General features: G+C 74.3%; 18 protein-coding genes and 2 pseudogenes. 7 read left to right on the forward strand and 13 right to left on the reverse strand.

Annotation, left to right across the window (positions count from 1 at the left end; translation table 11 throughout):
- The 4 genes from E1165_RS20605 to E1165_RS20620 all read left to right on the forward strand — a co-directional run.
- A partial coding sequence (locus E1165_RS20605) for a glutamate mutase L (protein ID WP_207916976.1) occupies positions 1 to 168 on the forward strand: 168 nt, incomplete at its 5' end.
- 529 nt (positions 169 to 697) lie between these two features.
- Positions 698 to 2284, forward strand: a complete 1587-nt coding sequence (lnt, locus tag E1165_RS20610; RefSeq protein WP_243704893.1) for an apolipoprotein N-acyltransferase — start codon at positions 698 to 700, stop codon at positions 2282 to 2284.
- Positions 2285 to 2305: 21 nt separating this feature from the next.
- On the forward strand, positions 2306 to 3073 hold the full coding sequence (locus E1165_RS20615; protein ID WP_132393431.1) for a polyprenol monophosphomannose synthase: 768 nt from the start codon (positions 2306 to 2308) through the stop codon (positions 3071 to 3073).
- A gap of 95 nt (positions 3074 to 3168) precedes the next feature.
- Positions 3169 to 3702: an FxsA family protein gene (locus tag E1165_RS20620; RefSeq protein WP_132393432.1), complete on the forward strand. Its 534-nt coding sequence runs from the start codon at positions 3169 to 3171 to the stop codon at positions 3700 to 3702.
- Between the two features lie 72 nt (positions 3703 to 3774).
- On the opposite strand, the gene E1165_RS20625 is transcribed toward E1165_RS20620, so the two are convergent.
- The gene (locus tag E1165_RS20625; protein WP_007070998.1) at positions 3775 to 4116 is read right to left on the reverse strand and encodes an RNA polymerase-binding protein RbpA; all 342 of its coding nucleotides are present in this window, start codon (positions 4114 to 4116) and stop codon (positions 3775 to 3777) included.
- Positions 4117 to 4333: 217 nt separating this feature from the next.
- Between E1165_RS20625 and E1165_RS20630 the strand changes: the two genes are divergently transcribed.
- Positions 4334 to 5815: a peptide MFS transporter gene (locus tag E1165_RS20630; protein WP_132393433.1), complete on the forward strand. Its 1482-nt coding sequence runs from the start codon at positions 4334 to 4336 to the stop codon at positions 5813 to 5815.
- Positions 5816 to 6005: 190 nt separating this feature from the next.
- Here E1165_RS20630 and E1165_RS20635 read toward each other — a convergent pair whose 3' ends face one another.
- From E1165_RS20635 to E1165_RS20655, 5 genes are all read right to left on the reverse strand, one after another.
- Positions 6006 to 7199 carry an FAD-dependent oxidoreductase gene (locus E1165_RS20635; RefSeq protein WP_132393434.1) on the reverse strand — a complete coding sequence of 398 codons (1194 nt, stop codon included), beginning with the start codon at positions 7197 to 7199 and terminating at the stop codon, positions 6006 to 6008.
- Complete coding sequence (locus tag E1165_RS20640) at positions 7196 to 7771, reverse strand: TetR/AcrR family transcriptional regulator (RefSeq protein ID WP_207916974.1); 576 nt, start codon at positions 7769 to 7771, stop codon at positions 7196 to 7198. The genes E1165_RS20635 and E1165_RS20640 overlap by 4 nt, the downstream gene beginning before the upstream one ends.
- 169 nt (positions 7772 to 7940) lie before the next feature.
- Positions 7941 to 9128, reverse strand: a complete 1188-nt coding sequence (locus E1165_RS20645; RefSeq protein ID WP_132393435.1) for a hypothetical protein — start codon at positions 9126 to 9128, stop codon at positions 7941 to 7943.
- A 79-nt stretch (positions 9129 to 9207) separates the two neighbouring features.
- Positions 9208 to 9768 (reverse strand): hypothetical protein, encoded by a 561-nt coding sequence (locus E1165_RS20650; protein ID WP_132393436.1) that lies wholly within the window; start codon positions 9766 to 9768, stop codon positions 9208 to 9210.
- Position 9769: 1 nt separating this feature from the next.
- Positions 9770 to 10126: a PadR family transcriptional regulator gene (locus E1165_RS20655; protein WP_207916975.1), complete on the reverse strand. Its 357-nt coding sequence runs from the start codon at positions 10124 to 10126 to the stop codon at positions 9770 to 9772.
- 83 nt (positions 10127 to 10209) lie between these two features.
- Here E1165_RS20655 and E1165_RS20660 point away from each other — a divergent pair, with 83 nt between their 5' ends.
- On the forward strand, positions 10210 to 10719 hold the full coding sequence (locus E1165_RS20660) for an NUDIX domain-containing protein (RefSeq protein ID WP_132393437.1): 510 nt from the start codon (positions 10210 to 10212) through the stop codon (positions 10717 to 10719).
- A 14-nt stretch (positions 10720 to 10733) separates the two neighbouring features.
- On the opposite strand, the gene E1165_RS20665 is transcribed toward E1165_RS20660, so the two are convergent.
- The 6 genes from E1165_RS20665 to E1165_RS20690 all read right to left on the reverse strand — a co-directional run bounded on the left by E1165_RS20665 (position 10734) and on the right by E1165_RS20690 (position 20879).
- Entirely contained in the window at positions 10734 to 10931 is a 198-nt protein-coding gene (locus E1165_RS20665) for a hypothetical protein (protein WP_132393438.1), read from the reverse strand.
- Between the two features lie 16 nt (positions 10932 to 10947).
- Positions 10948 to 13164, reverse strand: coding sequence for a glycoside hydrolase N-terminal domain-containing protein (locus E1165_RS20670; RefSeq protein ID WP_132393439.1), 2217 nt, complete (start codon positions 13162 to 13164; stop codon positions 10948 to 10950).
- A 20-nt stretch (positions 13165 to 13184) separates the two neighbouring features.
- Positions 13185 to 14246 (reverse strand): LacI family DNA-binding transcriptional regulator, encoded by a 1062-nt coding sequence (locus E1165_RS20675; RefSeq protein ID WP_132393440.1) that lies wholly within the window; start codon positions 14244 to 14246, stop codon positions 13185 to 13187.
- Complete coding sequence (locus E1165_RS20680; protein WP_132393441.1) at positions 14243 to 16702, reverse strand: beta-glucosidase; 2460 nt, start codon at positions 16700 to 16702, stop codon at positions 14243 to 14245. The genes E1165_RS20675 and E1165_RS20680 overlap by 4 nt, the downstream gene beginning before the upstream one ends.
- Positions 16703 to 17074: 372 nt before the next feature.
- A complete protein-coding gene (locus E1165_RS20685) occupies positions 17075 to 18295 on the reverse strand; it encodes an ROK family transcriptional regulator (protein WP_243704892.1) in 1221 nt (406 codons plus the stop codon).
- 250 nt (positions 18296 to 18545) lie between these two features.
- Complete coding sequence (locus tag E1165_RS20690) at positions 18546 to 20879, reverse strand: TIM-barrel domain-containing protein (RefSeq protein ID WP_132393442.1); 2334 nt, start codon at positions 20877 to 20879, stop codon at positions 18546 to 18548.
- A gap of 155 nt (positions 20880 to 21034) precedes the next feature.
- On the opposite strand from E1165_RS20690, the pseudogene E1165_RS20695 reads away from it, so the two are divergent.
- A pseudogene (locus E1165_RS20695) lies at positions 21035 to 21298 on the forward strand (beta-galactosidase); the annotation flags it as partial.
- On the opposite strand, the pseudogene E1165_RS30065 reads toward E1165_RS20695, so the two are convergent.
- A pseudogene (locus tag E1165_RS30065) lies at positions 21234 to 21391 on the reverse strand (aminotransferase); the annotation flags it as partial. The pseudogenes E1165_RS20695 and E1165_RS30065 overlap by 65 nt on opposite strands.

Genomic DNA, 21391 nt, shown 5'->3' on the forward strand with positions numbered 1-21391 from the left:
GCTTCGGTGTTGACGGCGGTGCTCGCCGACCACGCGGGTGGGTGGGCGCTGCCGCGGGCCGCCCGGCCCGTGGTTGACGTCGACTACGTGTTGGCCGCCGCGGGGCTGCTCGCGGTCGAGCATCCGGCGGCGGCGCGGGCGTTGCTGCGGGGCCACCTCGACTGTTGATCATGACGGGTGTGCCGCGACACGCCGTGTCGCGGCACACGACAGGCCGGGGCGGGTTGACAGCGGCGGGGGTGCACGCCGTACCGTCTTTGAGTCCTACCACGGGAAGCGGCTGTTGTTCGCTTCGTCCCTTCGTCCGCTGGCCGAGCGACCTGATGGTTGCGGCGGCCAGGTCCAGCGGGCGGGGGTCGGCGGGGCGGCGCGAACCGGCCGCGGTTACCGGTGTACGGGCAGGATGAGAGGCACGGCCAGTAGACAACGGCCAGGCGGGGGCAGCCAGTCCGCCGTCCGGTCGGTCCGAAGGTCGGGGTCGCTCGTTCTCGCCCCACCGGCCGGGAAGGGCCTGGGAGCATCGGGGCGCGGCACCTGCCGCGCCCCGATTTCCGTTTCGACCCTGCGGTCGGGTCGGCGGCGACCGTCGCCGGGCTGGGGCCTGCCGGCCGCTGACGGCGGAACCGGCGGCGCGGGCGGGTAGCCTTCGGCGCGTGATCGTGGTGAGGTGCCGGTGACGACGCTCGACCGGAACGAGGTGCGTACCACCAAGGTGGTACGGCAGGACAGCGTCGCCGCGGCGTTGCCGCTGCGGTGGGCGGTGCCTGCGGCGGCGGTGGCCGGCGTGCTGCTGCTGTTGGCGTTTCCCCCGTACGGGGTGTGGCCGCTCGCCCCGGTCGGGGTGGCGTTGCTGGCCGCTGCCACGCACCGCCGCCGACTGCGCGGCGGCGCGGGCCTGGGTTTCCTGACCGGGGTGGCGCTGTTCGCGCCCATGCTGGAATGGACCAACCTGCACACCGGCTACCTGCCGTGGGTGCTGCTGTCGCTGCTGCAGGCCGGCTACCTGGCGTTGCTGGGTGCGGCCACCGCCTGGGTGTCGCCGCTGGTGGACCGGTGGCGGTGGGCGTGGGCGCCGGTCACCGCCCTGCTGTGGGTGGGGCAGGAGGCGTTGCGTGACCGTACCCCGTTCGGTGGCTTCCCGTGGGGCAGGTTGGCGTTCGCGCAGGACACGTCCCCGCTGCTGCGCTGGGCGTGGCTGGGCGGCGCGCCGCTGGTGACGTTCGCGGTGGCGCTGACCGGTGGGCTGCTGGTGGCCGTGGCGTGGCGGCGTCGGCCGGGGCGCGACCGCCGGGAGTGGGCGCCGGTGGCGGTGTTGGTCGCCGTGGCGCTGGCGGTCGCCGGCGCGGCGCTGCTGCTGCCGGTCGGCGCGGCCGGCGCCGGGCGGACGGTGACGGTGGCGGTGGTGCAGGGCAACGTGCCCCGGCTGGGTCTGGACTTCAACGCCCAACGGCAGGCGGTGCTCGACAACCACGCCGACGCGACCCTGAAACTGGCCGAACAGGTCCGCGCCGGGCAACGCCCCCAACCCGACCTGGTGGTGTGGCCGGAGAACTCCTCCGACATCGACCCGCTGCGCAACGCCTCCGCCGGGCAGCGGATCGCCCAGGCCGCCGATGCGGTCGGCGCGCCGATCCTGGTGGGGGCGGTGCTGCTCGGGCCGGGCGAGAAGCAGGTCCGCAACGCGGGCATCCTGTGGCGGCCGGGCAGCGGCCCCGACCTGGCGCAGCTGTACACCAAGCGGCATCCGGTGCCGTTCGCCGAGTACGTGCCGTTGCGGAAGATCGCCCGGATGGTCAGTGAGCAGGTCGACCTGGTGCGCAACGACTTCGTTCCCGGTGCCACGCCGGGGGTGGTGCGGTCCGGTCCGGCGGTGCTCGGTGACGTGATCTGTTTCGAGGTCGCCTACGACGGGCTCGTGCGGGACACCGTCGACGGTGGCGCGCAGTTGCTGGTGGTGCAGACCAACAACGCCACGTTCGACGTCGCCGAGGCCCGCCAGCAGTTGGCGATGGTCCGGTTGCGGGCGGTGGAGCACGGCCGTACGGCGTTGATGGCCTCCACGGTCGGGGTGTCCGGGTTCGCGACCCCCGACGGGCGGGTAAGCGGCGAAACCGGGTTCAACACCCGCGCGGTGGTGGTGCGGCAGGTGACCCTCGCCGACGGGTGGACCCCGGCCACCCGCGCCGGGGTGTGGCCGGAGGTGGTCCTGGCCGGGCTGGCCGTGGCGGCCCTGCTGGTCGCGGCCGGCCTGCGGCGCGTGGCGCGCCGTGACGCCGGCGGGTAGGGCGGCAGCCGACGAGGGGGTGTGGTGGGCGAGCCAGTCGACGGGGTGGGGCGGGTGCTGGTGGTGATTCCCACCTACAACGAGGCCGACAACGTCACCGCGATCGTGCCCCGGGTCCGTGCCGCCGCTCCGGCGGTGGACATCCTCGTCGCCGACGACGACAGCCCCGACGGCACCGGGACGCTGGCCGAGGCGATGGCTGGCACCGACGACCAGGTGCATGTGCTGCACCGCCCCGGCAAGGAGGGCCTCGGCGCGGCGTACCTGGCCGGGTTCGCGTGGGCGCACGAGCGGGGCTACGACGCGGTGGTGGAGATGGACGCCGACGGTTCGCACGCCCCGGAGGACCTGCCGGCGTTGCTGGCCGCAGCCCGGTACGCCGACGTGGTGATCGGGTCGCGGTGGGCGGTCGGGGGACGGGTGGTGAACTGGCCGCTGCGGCGGCTGTTGCTGTCGCGTTGCGGGAACCTGTACGCGCGGCTGGCGTTGGGCGTGCCGGTCTCCGACGCCACCGGCGGGTACCGGGTGTACCGGACGGCGGCGTTGCGGGCGATGGGCCTGGGTTCGGTGTGTTCGCAGGGTTACTCGTTCCAGGTGGAGCTGTCCCGGCTGGCGCACCGGGCGGGTGCGCGGATCGTGGAGGTGCCGATCACGTTCGCCGAGCGGCGGCACGGCACCAGCAAGATGAGTCCGCTGATCGTGGCGGAGGCGTTGTGGCGGATCACCCTGTGGGGGCTGCGGGACCGGTGGCCGCGCCGGAGCCGCGTCGGCCACGACCGGTGGCCGTGAGTGGCGGCGTGTCATGCTGGAGGGGCGGTCCGCCCCGGTGGGGTGGTGTTCCGCGCCGGCGCCGGGTGGGTGCCGCGCGACGCGGATGAGGTGAGATGCGCCGATACCTGAAGTTCGTGCCACCGGTCCTGCTGCTGGCGGTGGTGCTGGAACTGGCCGTGTTCGTCGGGGTGGGTCGGGCGATCGGTTTCGGCTCGGCGGTGCTGTTGGTGTTCGGGGCGTCCCTGCTGGGGTTGGTGCTGCTGCGCCGTGAGGGCATGCGGGCGTGGCGTGGCTTCCGGGAGTCGGCGCAGTCCGGGCGGCCGCCGGGCCCGCAGGTGACCGACGGGTTGGTGGGGTTGGTGGGGGCGCTGCTGCTGGCCACCCCGGGTTTGGTCAGCGGCCTGGTGGGGGTGCTGCTGCTGTTGCCGCCGCTGCGGGGGCTGGCCTGCGGCGGGGTGCGCCGCGCCACCGAGCGGCGGGTGTCGTCGATGGTTGCCGGTGACCTGTTCGGGCCGCGTACGGTGCGGGCGCGCCGGGGCGATCCGCGGCCGCAGTCGGGGCCGGCCGGTCCGGTGGTGGTCGACGACAGTCGGGCCGTCGAGGGTGAGGTCGTGGAGGGCGAGATCGTGGAGCCGCGGCAGGGCTGAGCGGCCCTGACACGGCGCGGCCCCCGGGAGAGACAAACCCTCCCGGGGGCCGCGCCGTGGTCGGTGTGTCGGTCAGGCCCGGCCGCGGCGGGTGCGGACCTCCTGCAGCCGCTCGGCGAGGATGTCCTCGAGTTCGGCGATCGAGCGGCGCTCCAGCAGCATGTCCCAGTGGGTGCGCGGCGGCTTGGCCTTCTTCTGCTCCGGCTCGGTGCCGTCGACCAGTCGGGCGACGCTGCCGTCGAACTTGCACTCCCAGGTGGTGGGGACCTCGGCGTCCACGGCGAACGGCACCTCGAACTGGTGGCCCTTGGCGCACAGGTACTCGCGGGTCTGACGCGGCGCGAGCTCCGTGTTGCGGTCGGATTCGTAGCTGACCGCGCCCAGACGGCTTCCGCGCAGCATACGCTCGCCCATGATCGACTTCCCCTCGTTCGGTGCTGGTCTTCTCGGTGTAACGGCCCGTCGCCGCCGGGGCATTCCCGCCCGGGATGGCTGATCCGGCCCGGTGGCCCCTGCAAGGGTAGCCGGCCATGACCTGGACCCGGCGGGGTCGTCCCGGCCGGGTCGAATCGTATGCGTGTTTCGGCGCTCACCGGGGATGTTAACCGCCGCAGGCGTGCGGGAGGTGACGATGCACAGTGACACGCCGGTCGGTGCCCGGCCACCCGGCGGGAGGACCTTCTTCGGTCACCCGCGGGCGCTGTCGACGCTGTTCCTCACCGAGATGTGGGAGCGGTTCAGCTTCTACGGCATGCGGGCCATCCTCGTGCTGTACCTGACCGCGGCCGTCACCGACGACGGGCTCGGCATGCGCGAGTCCACCGCCAACGCCGTCTACGGCAGCTACAACGCCATGGTGTACCTGATGGCGCTGCCCGGCGGATGGGTCGCCGACCGGCTGATCGGCGCGCGGCGCAGCGTGCTCTGGGGTGGTGTGATCATCGCCGCGGGACACTACGTGATGGCCGTCCCCACCGGGTGGAGCGTCTTCGCCGGCATGACCCTGATCGTGCTCGGCACCGGGCTGCTCAAACCCAACATCTCGACCATGGTCGGCGACCTGTACGAACGGGACTCCCCCCGCCGCGACGCCGGGTTCTCGATCTTCTACATGGGCATCAACCTGGGCGGGTTCATCGCCCCGCTGGTCTGTGGATTCCTCGGCGAGGAGATCAACTGGCACCTGGGGTTCGGCGCCGCCGCGATCGGCATGACCTTCGGCGTGGCGCAGTACGTCCTCGGTCGGGGCAACCTCGGCGACGCCGGCGCCCGCCCCGCCGACCCGCTGCTCGGCGCGGACCGCCGTCGGGCCCTCACCCGCGCCGGCGTCGGCGCGGCGGCGCTGCTGCTGGTGTTCGTCGCGCTCGCCGCCGCCGGGCTGTTCACCGTCGACACCGTCGTCAACCTGCTCACCGTCGCCACCCTCGTGGTCACCGTCGGCTACTTCGCGCGGATCCTCACCGACCAGGAGATCAGCGGCACCGAACGCAGCCGGATGAAGGCCTACCTGTGGCTGTTCGTCTTCGCCGTCTCGTTCTGGCTGATCTACGACCAGGCCGGATCGGTGCTGAACCTCTTCGCCGCCGACAGCACCGACCGCGACGTGCTCGGGTTCACCTTCCCCGCCTCCTGGCTCCAGTCGGTCAACCCCATCCTGATCATCGTCGGGGCGCCGCTGTTCGCCTGGCTGTGGCTGCGCCTGGGCCACCGGACCTCCACCCCGGTGAAGTTCGCCGTCGGTCTGGTCCTCAACGGCCTGTCGTTCGTCCTGATGGCCGCCGCCGCGCAGGCCGCCGTCGGCGGGAACCGGGTCTCCCCGTGGTGGCTGATCGCCGTGTTCGCCATCCAGGTCGCCGGTGAACTGTCGCTGAGCCCGGTGGGCCTCTCCGCCACCACCAAACTCGCCCCGGTCAAGTACGCCAGCCAGATGATGGGCCTGTGGTTCCTCGCCACCGCCGTCGGCGACGCCGTCGGCGGCCAGGTCGCCCGGCTCGCCGAGGCGTGGCCGGCGCCGACGTACTTCCTCACCTTCGGGCTGGCGTCGGTCACGCTGGGCGTCGGCGCGGTCATGTTCAGCCGGCACGTGTCCCGGCTGATGGCCGGCATCCACTGACCCGCCCCGCGGCGCGAGGCCGACGTGGCCGGCCCGCAGGCGGGCGACAGCATGCAGCACCGTCAACGCGGTGACCGCCGGGCGCGTCACCGACCTCGGCGGCGGGCCCACCTTCCACGACACCCGGGTCGAGGTCGAGGCCGCCGCGGCGGGCACCGGGGTGACGTCGGCACCGTAGCCGCCGCGCGGCCTACCCCGGGCCTGCGCCGCCGGCCCGCGACCCGGTGACCAGTCTGGTGGGTCTGCCGACCACGGCAGCGGCCACCAGCCGGTCGGCCAACGGCAGCCCGGCCAGGGCCAAACCCGCCCGGCGCAACCGCAGCCCGCCCCGGGTGGCCGGCACGAACCAGCGTGCGCTGCGGCGGGCCGTCTCCTGCCGGTCCACGACCACCGGGCGCAGCGCCCGCTCGTAGGCGGCCAGCGCGGTCTCGACGCTGTCGCGTCGGGCCAGTTCCTCGGCGAGCACGTACGCGCCGGCGACGGCCAGCGAGGCACCCTGCCCGGCCAGCAGGGACACCGCGTGGGCGGCGTCGCCCACCAACGCCACCCGGCCCCGGCTCCAGGACGGCACCTCGGCCTGCGCGACCTGGTCGTAGTACACCTGCGGTGTCGGTGGGCAGGCGGCCAGCGCCGCGGGCGCGATCCAGCCCAGTGACCCGTACTCGCGGCGCAGCGCGTCGCGGACGTCGGCGGGCCGGCCCGGGTCGTCGGTGCGGTGCACGGCGAACACCGCCACCCGGCCGCCGTGCAGGCCGTAGAAGCCCATGGCGCGGTGCGGCGTGTCGGTCATGCAGAACCGGCCGTCGAGTTCGGCGTGTGCGGCGGCATCGTCGAACGAGAAGGCGGCGGTGTGATACCCGAGGTGGCGCAGGAACCGGTGTTCCGGGCCGAAGACCAGGGCCCGCACGGTGGAGTGGATGCCGTCGCAGCCGACGAGCAGGTCGGCGGTGAGCGTGGTGCCGTCGGTCAGGGCGACCGTCACGCCGTCGGCGCGGTTGTCCACCGCGGTGACCGTGCTGGCGAAACGTACCGCGACGCTGGCCGGCAGGTGTTCGCGCAGCACCCGTTCCAGGTCCGGGCGCATCAGGCTGACCACTCGGCCGCCGACGGCCCTGCTGAACTGTGCGTAGCTGAGGCCGGCACGCCGGCGCCCCGACTCGTCGCAGTACGCGAGTTCGTCGACGTGGTAGCCCCGCTGGCGGATGGGCGCGAGCAGGCCCATCGCCTCGGCCGCGTCGTAGCCGGGGCCGAAGAAGTCCATCATGTAGCCGCCGGTGCGCGGACCGGACGCCTTCTCCACCACCGTCACCTCGGCGCCGGACGAGCCGAGTCGCCGCGCGAGGGCCAACCCGGCGATTCCGCCGCCGCAAACGACCACCTTCATCGTGCGCCCTCAGGTCCTGCTGTCACCAACCGCCGCAGCACGGCGGCGAGCGCGCCGCCGTGGGGGCCCGCCGCCAGCGCGCGGTGCAGCAGCACGCCGTCGATGGCGGCGGCGAGCACCGCCGCCGTGGCGTCGGGGTCAGCCACCGCGTGGGTGGCGAGACAATCGGCGAGTTGGCGGCGGAACTGCCCGAGCATCTCGCCGAGGGCCTGCCGGAGCCGTTCGTCGCGCGTCGCGGCCAGGTACGCCTCGACGAACAGCACGGAGGTCGGGTCGGTGCCGTCGGCGGTGTCGAACATGCCCAGCAGCGTGGTCAACGCCTCGTCCGCACTGTCTGCGCCGGCCAGCACGGGGGCGGTCTGCGCGGCCACCGACCGCGCCACCTCCACGGCCGCCTCGACCAGCAGCGCCTGCACCGACGTGAAGTGGTAGTGCACCAGGCCCGGCGCGACACCGGCCCGCTGCGCCAGCACGCGGGTGGTCACCGCTGTCCAGCCGCGCTCCACGATGAGCTCCGCCGCGGCCCGCAACAGACGCTGCCGCACCTCCTGCCCGCGCTGCGCCGCTGTCACCACGCCACCCTCCCTGGTCGATCGTCCAAGGCGAATGTACTGGGCGATCGTCCAGAAGGGAAGGCGCGCGACGCCACGGGTTCAGCCGACGTCCAGGAGCAGGGCGCGGAATCCGGGTCACCAGGGCCGATGTGTGGTGCGGGCCCCCGGTGTCACCGCAGCACCGCCGTTACCGCAGGTCGGGTGCGGTTCCCTGGGAGTCTGGACTGTTGCTGCCGGCGTCCCGGCGGGCCGGGGTGCCCCACCGGGCCAGCGCGGCGGCCAGGTCGCTGACCTGGTCGGCGAGCTGCGCCGCCCGCCGCTGGGCGGCGTCCCGGTCGGCCTCCGCCGCGCGCAGGCGTACCTCCAGCTCGGTCAGCCGGGCCTGCGCGGCGGCGGCGGTCTGCCTGGCCGCCGTGAGCTCCACGGTGGCCGTGTCCCGTTGAGCGGTCACGGCGGCCAGCTCCTCGCGGGCCCGGACCGTGACCGCCGCGGCGTCCTGCCGGGCCCGCTCGGCGTCCTGGCGGGACGCGTCGGCCGCGATCCGCGCGGCGTCGGCGTCGCGTCGTGCCGCCTGCGCGTCCGCGCCGGCCTGCTGGGCGGCCTCGGCGTGCCGGTCGGCGTCGGCCCGTGCCGCCGCCGCCCGCGCGAGCGCCTCGTCGGCCTGGCGGCGCGCCGAATCGGCCGCCTCGGTGGCCCGCTGCCCGTCGGCGCGGGCGGCGTCGCGCGCGGCGGTCAGCTCGGCGGCGCGCTGCCGTTCGGCGTCTCGTTCGGCACGCAGCGTCCGCACCTCGTGGCGGGCGGCGTCGCGGTCCCGTTCGGCCTGTACCCGCAACGCCTCGGCGGCGCCGGCGTCGCGGCGGGCGACGTCCCGGTCCGCCTCGGCCGCCTGCGCGCGGCGGTCCGCCTCGGCGGCGTGCCGGTCGGCGTGCGCGGCGCGCGCCAGCGCGGCGTCCCGGTCGGCGAGCGCGGCACGCGCCTCCGACCGGGCCCGGGTCGCCTCGGCGGCGGCGGTCTCGGCGTCGGCGCGGGCGTCGTCACGCTCGGCGTGGGCCTGGGCGACCTGGGTGGCGGTCTCGGCACGCAGTGCGGCGAGTTGCCGCTCCACCCCGACCGGGGACAGCTCGGCGTGCAGCGCCTCGGTCAGCGTCTGCACGATCTGGTCGAGCCGGTCGACCGCCTCCCAGGTGCGCGCCACCTGGCCGGGCAGGCCGGGGGCGTTGCGGTGGCGCATCCGCGAGTTGCGCGACGCCCGCTGGCAGGCGCCGTCGTTGTCCCGGCAGTAGCGGAACGGCCGGCCCGCGCCGGCGCGCTGCGGCACGTCGCGCCCGCAGTGGGCGCACGGTCGGGTGTCGGCGGGGGCGGGCTGGGCGTCCATCGAGGCGGAAGTCTAGTGCCGGCCCGCCCCCGCGGGCGCGAACCTGCCGTGCCGGTCGACGGCGTACGGCGGGGCGGGGTCACCCGGCGTGGGCGACCGCGTCGCGGCGCCCGGCCCGCGACCGTGCCAGGCGCCAGAGCCGGCCGGCGGCGATGGTGCCGACGATCCACAGCAGGTACGTCAGGGGAGTCCAGGCGCCGCCGAGCTGGCTGGCCTGGCCGTCGACGAAGCTGAACGTGGTGGGATCCTGCAGGTGGCTGATGCCCTGCCAGGTGAAGGTGCCGGTGGCGTGCGGATCGGCGGCGACGACGCCCCGGTGGTAGGCGGCGGCTGTCGCGTCGAACAGGAAGTTCAGCGCCAGCGGGGTCAGACCGCCGACGTAGGCGGCGGCGATCAGGGAATGGCGGGGCCCCTCGCCGAGTTCGGCCACCAGGTACCGGTGGGCGAGCTGGCGGCTTCCGCCGACGCGGCGCAGCGCCTCGGTGGCGCCGACGTCGCCAGCGGCCTCCAGCAGGTTGGCCCGCACCTCCCGGCGGGTGGCCAGGCGTGACTGCCGGGGCAGGTCGTACAGCTGCTGGTCCAGCAGCCACACGAGACGTTCGATGCGGAGCCGGTCCCACCAGCCGATGGCGTGTGGCATGTCAGTTCTCCTCGTCGGGGGCCGCGGGCAGGGGCCGGGCCAGGACGGCGTTGACGGTGGCGGTGTGCCGCGTCCAGGTGGCGGAGCCGGCCCGCAGCGCCTGCCAGCCGGCCGGTGTCAACCGGTAGTACTTGCGGGCCGGACCGCTGGGGGAGGGCACGAGTCGGGTGGTGACGCGCCCGTCGCGTTCCAGTCGGGTCAGGGCCGGGTAGACGCTGCCCTCCAGCACGTCGGTGAAGCCGGCTTCCTGGAGGCGTTGCACCACCTCGTACCCGTACGACTCGCGTTCCGCCAGCAGATGCAGCAGCAGCAGCGACAACACGCCCTTCAACAGCTGCGGATCATGGCTTGCGGTCACGCTCCTATGATTAGCCCAGTACCTGCCAATGTCAAGTAGTGGTCGGCGTCCGAGACACGACCCGCCGCGGATACCGTGATCGGGTGCCCGTCCCCGCCTACGTCGCCAAGCTGCGTGCCCACATCGGCCACGACCTGCTCCTGCTGCCCGGCGTCAGCGCGGTGGTGCGCGACCGGGCCGGCCGGGTGCTGCTGGCGCGGCGTGGCGACAACGGCCGCTGGTCGGTGCCCGCCGGCATCGTCGATCCCGGCGAGCAGCCCGCCGACGCCGTGGTGCGCGAGGTCCTGGAGGAGACCGGCGTGCGGGTACGCGTCGAGAGCGTCGGCGGCGTGGCCACCCACCCCGTGGTCTACCCCAACGGCGACACCTGCCGGTACCTCAACGTGTGGTTCCGGTGCCGGCCCGTCGGCGGCGAACCGCGTGCCGACGGCGACGAGTCGACCGAGGTCGGTTGGTTCGACCCGGCCGACCTGCCGCCGCTGGACGACTGGTCGCGGCTGCGCATCGACACCACGGCCACCGAGGACAGCCCCACCTGGTACGCCGGCCCCGGCGAGAAACACCCCGCGCTCGGTCAACCCGACGCGCTGTGACCGCCGGCCTCCCGTCACACCCGGGTCGCGCCGACCCGCACCCGGTTGCCGTCCGGGTCGGTCACCTCGAACTCGGGCGCAACTCGATGCTGCCGCGGCCCAGGCTGACGTAGCGGGGCAGGTCCGGGGCGAACCCGGTGCTCCCACTGCCGGACGAAGCCCAACCGGGCGTACCAGGCCGTAGCGACGTCGGTGTCGGCAACCCGGAGCACCGCGCCAGCCGTTGCGTCAGGATCCGCTGCCCATGGTCAGCTCCACCGGCGTGTCGGCGACCAACGTGGCCGTCGCGGTCCCGTGCGGGGTACGCACCTCGACGGTCTGCGCGACCGCCGACACCAGCCGCACCCGGACCACGCCCGGCGCCCAGGACAGCTCCTCCACGCCGATCCGCCCCGGCAGCCTCACCCCGCGCAGCGTCCCGCGCGGCAGGCTCGGCGGCACGGCCGGCAGTAGCCGCAGCAGCCCCGGGCGGAGGCTGTGCACCAGCGCCTCGACCAGCACTGCCGGCAGCGTGTGCGCCGCGTCTGCGTTGTAGGTGTCCAGGCCCGGGTTGTGCGCGCTCATCAACGACCGGAAGAACATGTCGGTACCGAGGATCTTGCCGAGGTTCACCCCGACCAGGTCACCGTCGTGCAGCCGGGCCGCGACCAGGGCCCGGTGCAGGCTGCCGTGCCCGGACAGGTTCTCGTCACCGCGCAGCGTCAGCGCCCGGTGCGCGGCCTCGGCCAGCTCAGGCGTGTCGTCAGGGTTGATCTCACCGAGCGGCCACACCGGGTACAGGTGACTGACGTGCCGGTGGTCGTCGTCGGGGCGGTAGCCGGGCCAGGCCCACTCGGCGAGCGCGCCGCGCTCGTCGACGCGGTACGCCGGCAGCCGATCCCGCAGCTCGTCCCACCGGTCCGAGCCGGTCACCTCGGCGGCGACACGCATCGCGTGTCGGGCGGCGGCGACATCCATCGTGGCGTTGACCGTCACCGGCGTGGGCTGCCCGTCGGTGTCCGGCGGCCCCGTCTCCACCGAGTACGACGGCACGAGCACCACCGCGCCGTCGACCTCGGTGACGACGTCGGTGAAGAAGTCCGCCACCTCCGCCAGCCAGCCGGTGACCTCGCCCAGCGGCTCCCCGGTGACCAGATGGTGTTCGTACAGCGGGTACAGCAGCCAGTCCGCACCGGCCAGCCAGGCGGCGAACGGCCACTGGGGGTGCACGTGGAACAGGTGCCCGTGCTCGCCGTCGGTACGGCCCGGCGCGAGCAGGCCACGAGCCCCGTAGATCGCCTGCGCGTTGCGCCGCCAGTCGTCGACCTGGCCGGCCACCAGGCGGGCGTGCGCGGCGGTCACCTCCGGCAGGGCGCCGATGTTCGCGCCGGCCAGTTGCAGGTTGAGATTGGCGTCGGTGGTGAAGTCGCCGGCCCAGGCGGCGTCCCACGAGCCCAGCCACAGCCCGGTCAACCGGGGCGGCAGCACCCCGCTGGCGCTGAACAGCAGGTACCGGCCGGCGTGGAAGAGCCGTTCCAGCAGGGCCGGCTGTGGGACGTCGGGGGCGGCGAGCTGCCGGGCGAGCAGCTCACCGACCGGCAGCTCCCGGTCCGCCGCCGGCACGTCCAGGTCCAGGCTGACCCGCCGGTACGGCACCGCGTGCAGGGGCAGGTGCCGAGCCAACAGCCGATCGTAGTCGGTGTCGGCGGCGGCCAGCCGCTCCTCCAGGTCACCGGTACGCCACTGCGGGCTGTCGACCCGGTCGAGCGCGGTGGTCAGCAGCGCGGGGCCGTGTACCGCCACCCGGTCGCCGACGACCTCGACGTCGCCGCGCAGCAGGGTCACCCCCTCGAAGCCGTACGCGCCGCCGACCTGCGGGTAGCGGCCCCGTACGCGCAGGAACACCAGATCGCCCCGCCGGTACGCGACGCACTCGTAGTGCACGTCGCCCGGGCAGCCGGGTAGCTCACCGGTGGCCCCGACCGTGCAGGCGCCCATGTCCAACGCGGTGACGACCAGCGCGTCGGCGCGGGATACGAACGAACGTCGCCGCCCGCCGGCCCACTCGACGACGATCTGACCGGTGTCGAACTCGGCCGACCGCCGGTAGTCGGCCGTCGGCCCGGGCCGCGTCGCGTCGACGCTCAGGGCGAAGCCGGGATGGAACGACTGGGTCCACTCGTGCTTGAGGTCGCCGGTGAGCAGCCGGGCCGCCTCCGCGCCCCGGCCGGCCAGCACCAGCGCCCGGATGTGCGGCATCCGGTCGGCCAGCTGAGGTGGGCGGGCGTCGTGGGTGCCGTTGGGCAGCACGAACCGGTGGTGGTTGACGATGATCCGTTCGGCGTGCGGGTCGCCGCACACCATGATCCCGTACTCGCCGTTGCCGGACAGGAACGCGTCCTCCCAGCTCGCGGCGGGCGTCGGCGACCAGATGCGGTGGGCCGACGGGGGCAGCTCGTCCGTCATCGACAGTCCCTTCGCCGTGGTCACCGGTCGTCGCTTACCCCGACCACCGGGACGGCGGCGGTGCTGTCCCGGACGGTCAGGCGAGGCGCCAACAGTGTCACCTCCGGCCCCGTCTCGCCACGCAGCTTACCCATCAGCAGGGACACCGCCTGCCGCCCGACCTCCTCGGCGGGCACCGGCACGCAGGTCAGCGCCGGGCTGCTGTGCCCGGCGAACTCCTCCGGGCAGATGGCCACCACCGAGACGTCGTCGGGCACCCGCCGGCCCAGCGCCGGCAGAGTCGCCAGCACGGGCCCGACCGCGGCCTCGTTCTGCACCACCAGCCCCGAGACGTCCGGATGGCGGTCCAGCAGCTCGGTCAGGGTCCGCCGCACCTCGACGGCCCCCTCCCCGCAGGGCAGCGTCACCACCTGCACGCCGTGCCGGTCGGCGGCCTCCCGCACGCCGGCCCGGGTGCGGTGCGCGAACCCGGTGCCGCGTTCGTAGACGGCCGTCGGCGCGCCGAGCAGGGCCAGACGCCGGTGGCCCAACCCGGCCAGGTGCGCGACGCACTCCCCGCCGGCGGCGTGGAAGTCCAGGTCCACACAGGTCAACCCGGCAGTGTCGGCGGGGAAACCGATCAGCACACTGGGCAGGGCCAGATCCCGCAGCAGCGGCACCCTCGGGTCGTGCAGCTCCACGTCCATCAGCAGCACCCCGTCGACCAGCGCGCTGGCGGCGATGCGGCGCAGCCCGGCCGGCCCCTCGTCGGAGGTGACCAGCAGCACGTCGTGGTCGTGGGCGCGGGCGGTCGTCACCACGGCGGTGGCGAACTGCATCACCACCGGTACCTGCATCCCCGCGCGCAGCGGCAGCACCAGGGCGATCACGTTGGCCCGTCGGCTGGCCAGCGCGCGGGCCCCCGCGTTCGGGTGGTACCCGAGCAGTCGGACGCTCGCCAGCACCCGGTCGCGGGTCACCGCGGAGATGGCCCGCTTGCCGCTGAGCACGTACGACACGGTGCTCGCCGCCACGCCGGCGTGCCGGGCGACGTCGGCGATGGTGACCTGGCCGGGCGACGGGCGCCCCGCCGCGGTGGTCACGACCGCCGCCCGGCGACCGCTTCCGGCCGTGGGCCGTCGGCGCGGCGCCCGCCCCGCACGCTCAGCGCGCCGACCAGCCGGATGTCGCGGGCGGACCGGCCGACCATCAGGGTGTGCGTGGCGTCCTCCACCACGAACCCGCCACGGCTCTCGTCCCACCACCGCAACTCGTCGGTACGCAGCCGCAGCGTGACCGTACGCCGCTGGCCGGGAGCGAGGCTGACCCGGGCGAAGTCCCGCAGCTGACGCAGGGGTTGCTTGGCCCGGGAGCGGCGCTGGCGGGTGTAGAGCTGCACGACCTCCTCGCCGGCACGGTCGCCGGTGTTGGTGACCTCGACCCGCACCTCGACCTCCTCGCCGACGGTCACCGCCGTCGCGCTCAATCGAAGGTCATCGTAGTCGAACCGGGCGTAGCTGAGCCCGTGGCCGAACGGGTACAGCGGCTCCCCCCGGTGGTACAGGTAGGTGGTGTCGGCGCCGATCACGTCGTAGTCGAGCAGGTCGGGCAGCTCCGCCGCGTCGGCGTACCAGGTCTGGGTGAGCCGGCCGCCCGGCTCGGCCTCGCCGAGCAGCACCGCCGCCAGGGCGTTGCCGTGCTCCTGCCCACCGTGCGCGGACCAGAGCACCGCCGGCAGGTGCTCCTGCGCCCACCCGACCGCGTACGGGTAGCTACTGGTGAGCACCAGCACGGTGCGCGGGTTCGCGGCGTGCACGGCGCGCAGCAGCGCCTCCTGGGCGCGGGGCAGGGCCAGGTCGACCCGGTCCTCGGTCTCCCGCCCGTTGACCATCGGATGGTTGCCCAGCGCCACCACCGCCACGTCCGCGGCCGCGGCCAGCGCGGCGGCCTCGGCGGCGCCGTCGGCGAGCAGCTCGACGGCGAACCCGGTCGCCGCGGCCGCGGTCGGCGCGTCGGCGCGCAGCTGGCCGTTGGCGTCGACGGTGACGTACCGGTCGGTGGCGAGGTGGTGCAGCAGGGTGGTGCTGTCGGGGCCGGGCCGGAACCGGAAGGTCTCCCGTACCACCCATTCGCCCGGTCCGGGCCGGTCGTTGGCGAGGGTGCCGTCCTCGGCGGTGACACCCAGGTGCCGGCCGTTGGACACCGCGCGCAGCGCCAGGATGTCACGACCCCAGTCGAACACGTCGAGAGCGGTGGCCTCCGCGCCGAGGGTGAGCGGACCCCCGTCGGGGGTGTCCGGGCAGTGGACGTACCGGTCGCCGACCCGCAGCGCGATCCGGTCCGCCCCGCAGTGGCTGGTGACTTCCGGCAGCCGCTCGGCCAGCCCCTGCCGCAGGGTGACCGCGTACGGCAGGGTGCCGCTGTACCAGTCCTCGTACACCGCGTCGGCCAGCGGCCCGAGCACCGCCACCCGTGGCGTCGGCGCGGGGGCCAGGGGCAGCAGCCCGTCGTTGCCTAGCAGGACGACGGACTGGCGGGTGGCCTCCCGGGCCAGTTCCCGGTGCGCCGGGCAGTCGATCACGTCCGGGGGAACGTCGGCGAAGGGATCCTCGTGCGGCGGGTCGAGGTCGCCGAGGCGGATCCGGACGCTGAGGATGCGCCGGACCGCCCGGTCCACGTCGGACTCGGTGATCAGGCCCCGGCGCAGCGCCTCGGTGAACCGGTCGACGGTGGGCGTGGGATCGGTGTCGTCCTCGGTGACGTTGTCGATGCCGGCGCGCAGCGCGGCGGCGAATCCCTCGACGTGGTCGGGCAGGTGGGCCTGCAGGCCGGCGATGTTGCCCACCGCGCCCGCGTCGCCGACCACCATGATCTCGTCGGGGGCCCAGCCGCGCAGTTCACCGTCGATCAGTGGGCTCAGGTGCGCGGGTACCCCGTTGACCAGGTTGTACGAGGCCATCACGGCGACGGCGGCCCCGGTCTCCAGGGGTTCCCGGTACGCGGGCAGCTCGTACTCGTGCAGCACCCTTGGTGGCAGGTCGCTGGAGGTGGTGGCCCGGTCGGTCTCGTTGTTGTAGGCGAGGAAGTGCTTGACGGTCGGCGCGGTACGCAGCCGGTCGGGGTGGTCGCCGCGCAGGCCCCAGGCGTACGCGGTGGCCAGCCGGCCGGTCAGCCACGGGTCCTCGGACCACCCTTCCTCGTTGCGTCCCCACCGGGGGTCGCGCAGCAGGTTGACCACGGGGGCCCACACGTTCAACCCGACGTGCTCCGGGTCGGCGTGGTGCTTGGCGCGGACCTCGACGCCGACGGCGGTGCCGACGGCCCGTACCAGTTCGGGGTTCCAGCTGGTGGCCAGGCCGACGGCCTGCGGGAAGACGGTGGCCGGGCCGAGCCAGGCCACCCCGTGCAGCGCCTCGGTGCCGGTGCGGAACCCGGGCAGGCCGAGCCGGGGCACCGGCGCCTGCCACTGGTGCAACAGGCCGATCTTCTCCGGCAGGGTGAGCCGGGCCAGCAGGTCGTCGATACGGGCTCGGGTGGACGGGACGGGGTTGTCGGTCATGGTCGCGTACCTTCCATGGGCTCGCGCGGGGGGCGCGGCGGCCGGTTGTCGAAGCGCTTCGACAACCGTCGTGGGAGCGTGCGGCGGTGTGGTGTGGTGGGGTGGTCGCGGTTGTCGGCCCGGGGGAGCGGTGAAGCGCTTCGACAACCGCGGAAAACCTGCCGCCCCGGATGCCCGAGCGACGGGGCGGCCGTTCGAGGTTGGCACCACCGCCCCGGTCGGGTCAAGAGTCCGTGCGCATCCGACCGATCTTCGTCGGCCGTCCGCGCGGCCCGGCCGTCCGCGCGGCCCGGCCGTCCGCGCGGCCCGGCCGTCCGCGCGGCCCGGCCGTCCGCGCGGCCCGGCCGTCCGCGCGGCCCGGCGGCGAGCGGGTCAGCGCACGGGGAGTCGTCCCGACTCGACGGTCGCCAGGGCGACGGTGGCCCCGCCGAGGGCGGTGGCTGTCGCGCCGAGCCGGCTGGCGTCGAGGTGGCAGCCGCCGGCCTCCGGGGCGAGGGTGCGGGCGGCCAGTTCCGCCCGGGCGGCCGGGAGCAGCCAGGGCGCGAGGACGGCGAGGTGCCCGCCCACCGTGACCACCTGGGGGTTGAGCACGTTGGCCAGGATGGACACCCCGTGGCCGAGGTGTCGGCCGATCTCCGCCAACCCGGCCAGGACACCCGGGTCCTCCTGACGGGCCAGCGTCTGCACCCGCTCGATCTCCGGCAGCCAGTCGGTGACCGGCCCGTCGGCCTCGGTGTCGGGCAGCAGTTGGCGGACGACCGCGGGCAGGCCGGTCAGCGCGGCCAGGCACCCGCGTCGCCCGCACCCGCAGGCCGGGCCGTCCGGATCGACCTGGACGTGCCCGATCTCGCCGGCGAAGCCACGCGCGCCGCGGAGCAGCCGGCCGCCGGCGAGGACCCCGGCGCCCACGGTGACGCCCCCGGTGAGGTGGACCAGGTCGGCGGTCCCCACGTACGCCCCGTGCCGCTGTTCGGCGAGGACGGCGAGGTTGGCGTCGGTGTCGACCGCGACGGCGAAGTCGGGGTCGCGCAGCGCGGCGCGCAACTCGGCGGCGACCGGGACGTCGCGCCAGCCCAGCGCGGCGGCAGACGGCACCGCGCCGGCGGTGTCGACCAGGCCCGGCACTCCCACCGTCAGGCCGAGCACGGTGCGTCCCTGCCCGGTGATCCGGCTGATCGCCCGGCGGGCGAGGGTGGCCAGCGCGCGGATGGTCTCGGCGGGGGCGGCCGACGGGGCGGCGAACGCGCGCCGCCAGGTGAGCAGCCGGTTGCCGCCCAGGTCGACCGCGACCACCACCAGTTCGTCGGCGCCGATCTCCATGCCGAGCGCGGCGTACGGCTCACCGTCGAGGACGAGCATGGTGGCGGGCCGGCCGACCCGGTTCTCGGTCAGCCCGGTCTCACGGAGCAGTCGGCGGTCGATCAGCTCGGTCACCAGGCTGGAGACGGTGGCCTTGTTGAGCCCGGTGTGCGCGGCGATGTCGGCGCGCGAGCAGGGCGCGTGGCGACGTACGTGCCGCAGCACGACCGCCCGGTTGGTGACCCGCACGTCGCCGAGGTCGCTCGGCTGCGGTTCGGTCTGGATGTCGATCACGATCTGTCCGCTCCCTGCGCCGACGCTGCGCCGTCCCGGTGTCGCGTCCATCATCGCGTGCCGCGGTGCCCCGGCCGGCCGGCCGCGGTGCGGTCACCGCTCGTTGTGGGACGGATCACCGTCGATGAGATTGTTCGGTTGGATTCCCAACTAAATGATTCTAGCCGAGCGGCCGGTCCCGGCAAGACAGCGGTGGTGCTCGCGGCGGGGTTGGCGCCCGCCCGGGTTCACCGGGGCGGGCGCCAACGGGTCACCGGGGGAACCACTCCTCGAATGGCGTCACCGGTGCGACCTGCCCGTTGAGCAGCAGCTGGCGGGGGGCGTCGATGCCCACCACGCTCACCTTCCGCACCCTCAACGGACCACTGGTGCGCACCCGCAGGGTGTCGCCGTCGCGTTCCGCCTCCACGACCGTGTCGCCGTCGGTGTCGCGGATCACCGTCCGGCCGTCGACGCCACCCCAGCTGACCAGGTCGACGTCATGGAACGGCCCGTCCCAGATCCGGTCGGCCGGCGCGACGACCGGGATCAGCGCGCCGTGGCGGACATAGAGCGGCAGCCGGTGGATCGGCACGGTGACCCGCAGGTGCCGGCCACCGGGGTGCCGCTCGCCGGTGGCCGCGTCCACCCAGTCGTCACCGACCGGGAGGTAGACGTCGCGCTGACCGGACGGGTCGAGGACCGGGGCGACGAGCAGGTCGGTGCCGAGCCGGTACTGCAGGTCGCTGGTCCACGCCGTCGGGTCCTCGGGGGTGTCGACCAGCAGCGCCCGCATCATCGGCGCCCCGGTTCGGGCCGAGTCGACCGCCGCCGACCACAGGTACGGCAGCAGCCGGTAACGCAGCCGCAGCGCCGCCACCGCGTCCCGCTCGGCCTCGGCGGGGAACTCCCACGGCAGCCGGCTGGTGGTGCCGTGCAGCCGGACCAGCGGCGACAACGCCCCGAACTGGGTCCACCGCACGTACAGGTCCGGCTCGGGAGTGCCGTGGAAGCCGCCGGTGTCGTGGCTCCAGAACGGCACGCCGGACAGCCCGTGCGACAGTCCGCCGCGCAGGGTGCTCGCCAGGGCCGGCCAGGTGGCGTTGACGTCCCCGCTCCACTGCGCGCTGTGCCGCTGCCCGCCCAGGTACGACGAACGTGCCCACACCGTCCGGTGTCCGGCGACCTCCTCGGTCACGTCGGCGACGACGTCGTTGAACATCAGCGCGTACACGTTGTGCAGTTCCAGCCCGGTCATCCCGTTGTGGGCGACCGCGTCGGCGGGCACCCCCTCGGCGAAGTCGGTCTTGAACACCGCCGCGCCCTGCTCCAGCAGCGGCCGCAGCAGGCCCTGGAACCAGCGCACCGCCGCCGGGTTGGTCAGGTCCACGATGGCGCTCGTCGGGTAGCTGCCGTGCCACACGTCGGCCACGTACGTCGAGCCGTCCGGGCGGCGCAGGAAGTACCCGGCCTCGGCCGCCTCGGCGTACAGCGGGCTGCCGGTCATCAGGTACGGGTTCATCCACAGGCACACCCGGAAGCCCTGGTCGGCGAGGGTCTTGAGCATGCCGGTCGGGTCGGGGAAGGCCTCGTCGTCCCAGCGCAGTTCGGACCAGCGGCCGGCGACCTGCCAGTAGCAGTCCAGGTGCAACACGTCGCAGGGGATGCCCCGCTCGCGGATCAGCCGGGCCCGTTCCAGCACCCGCTGCTGGCTGTCGGGGAAGAAGCCCGAGGAGATCCAGGCGCCGAAGGCCCACTTCGGCGGCAGGTACGGCCGGCTGGTCAGCGCGTCGAAGCGATCCAGCACCTGCGCCGGGGTCGGCCCGGCCAGCACGTAGTAGTCGAGCAGGTCGTCCGGGACGAGGATCTGCACGCTGCTGTGGGTGGACTGGCAGACGTCGAACTGCACCGGCAGCCCGCTGTCGACCAGCACACCGTAGCCCCGGTCGGACAGGTACAGCGGCACGTTCTTGTGCGAGCGGTCGGACTCGCCGCCGAAGGCGTCGAAGTTCCACATCAGTGCCCGCTGGCCGCGCTTGTCCAGCGGGGTGAACTTCTCGCCGAAGCCGACGAAGCGTTCGTCGCCGAGAGCGACGAAACTCTCGTGCCAGGCGACCGGGGCGCCGTCGGCGGTGGAGCGCCCGAACGGCAGGGTGCGCCGCCGCCCGCTGATGTCCTTGGTGCCGGGGTCCTGCTCCACCAGGAGCCGACCGTCGGCGGCGCGGAACCGTATCCGCCACGGGTCGAGGGTGATCTCGGCGACGACGGCTCCCGCGCCGACGGTGACAGTGCCCCCGTCGACGGCCACCACGGCGGGGTGGGCGGCGGGGTGGACCAGCGGCAGCGCCCGGGCGGAGCGGCTGCGGGCGGCGAGGTTCTCGGCGAGGCGTACCCGGAGCACGCCGTCGCCGGCGGCCTCGACGCGGGCGGTGAGGGTGCCTCCGTCGGAGGTGGCGGCGGTGAGGGTGACGCCGTGCGGATCGGTCGCGGCGACGGTGGCGCGCTCCACGATGACGGCCCCGTCCTCGCCGGGGGCCCGCACGGGCAGGTCGGGCGGGTCGGCCACGAAGGTCTCGTACGGGACCAGGGGTGGGCGGTAGGGCATGGCGTCTCCTTGGGGTGCGGGCCCGGCGCTCCCGCAAGTTTCTTTGGCTTCCCAACAAACTGTCAATGACGCTCGACACCGTCCGCTCCCTCGTTCCTCGTTGACATGGACAAATCCGGTCCATAATTTGGACGCCTACCCAACAAATGGACGGGATGTGGGCTATGTGGGGCGACGGCCGGCTCTGCTACGGCGGGGACTACAACCCGGAGCAGTGGTCGCCGCAGGTCTGGCGCGAAGACGTCGCGCTGATGCGGCAGGCCCGGGTGAACCTCGTCACCGTCGGCGTGTTCGCCTGGTCACGCCTCGAACCGGCCCCCGGCCGGTACACCTTCGACTGGCTCGACGAGGTTCTCGACCTGCTGCACGACGCCGGCATCCGGGTCGCGCCAGTTTCTCCTGCGCCCCCGGCACCTCCACCGTGACGATGGCGCTGTCCCCGGGCGGCTGGCCCAGCCCGGCGAGGAAGCGGTTGGCCAGCGCCACGTCGTACGCCCGGATCGCCGACGGGC

Origin of the sequence: Micromonospora sp. KC723 (assembly GCF_004348595.1) — a bacterium.
Lineage (GTDB): Bacteria > Actinomycetota > Actinomycetes > Mycobacteriales > Micromonosporaceae > Micromonospora.

Coding starts and splice junctions, on each gene's coding strand:
- E1165_RS20670 (WP_132393439.1), bottom strand. CDS start 13,164: ATGACGGACGAGCTGCCCCCGTCGGCCCACCGCATCTGGTCGCCGACG.
- E1165_RS20630 (WP_132393433.1), top strand. CDS start 4,334: ATGCACAGTGACACGCCGGTCGGTGCCCGGCCACCCGGCGGGAGGACC.
- E1165_RS20635 (WP_132393434.1), bottom strand. CDS start 7,199: ATGAAGGTGGTCGTTTGCGGCGGCGGAATCGCCGGGTTGGCCCTCGCG.
- E1165_RS20650 (WP_132393436.1), bottom strand. CDS start 9,768: ATGCCACACGCCATCGGCTGGTGGGACCGGCTCCGCATCGAACGTCTC.
- E1165_RS20645 (WP_132393435.1), bottom strand. CDS start 9,128: ATGGACGCCCAGCCCGCCCCCGCCGACACCCGACCGTGCGCCCACTGC.
- E1165_RS20690 (WP_132393442.1), bottom strand. CDS start 20,879: ATGCCCTACCGCCCACCCCTGGTCCCGTACGAGACCTTCGTGGCCGAC.
- E1165_RS20680 (WP_132393441.1), bottom strand. CDS start 16,702: ATGACCGACAACCCCGTCCCGTCCACCCGAGCCCGTATCGACGACCTG.
- E1165_RS20625 (WP_007070998.1), bottom strand. CDS start 4,116: ATGGGCGAGCGTATGCTGCGCGGAAGCCGTCTGGGCGCGGTCAGCTAC.
- E1165_RS20620 (WP_132393432.1), top strand. CDS start 3,169: ATGCGCCGATACCTGAAGTTCGTGCCACCGGTCCTGCTGCTGGCGGTG.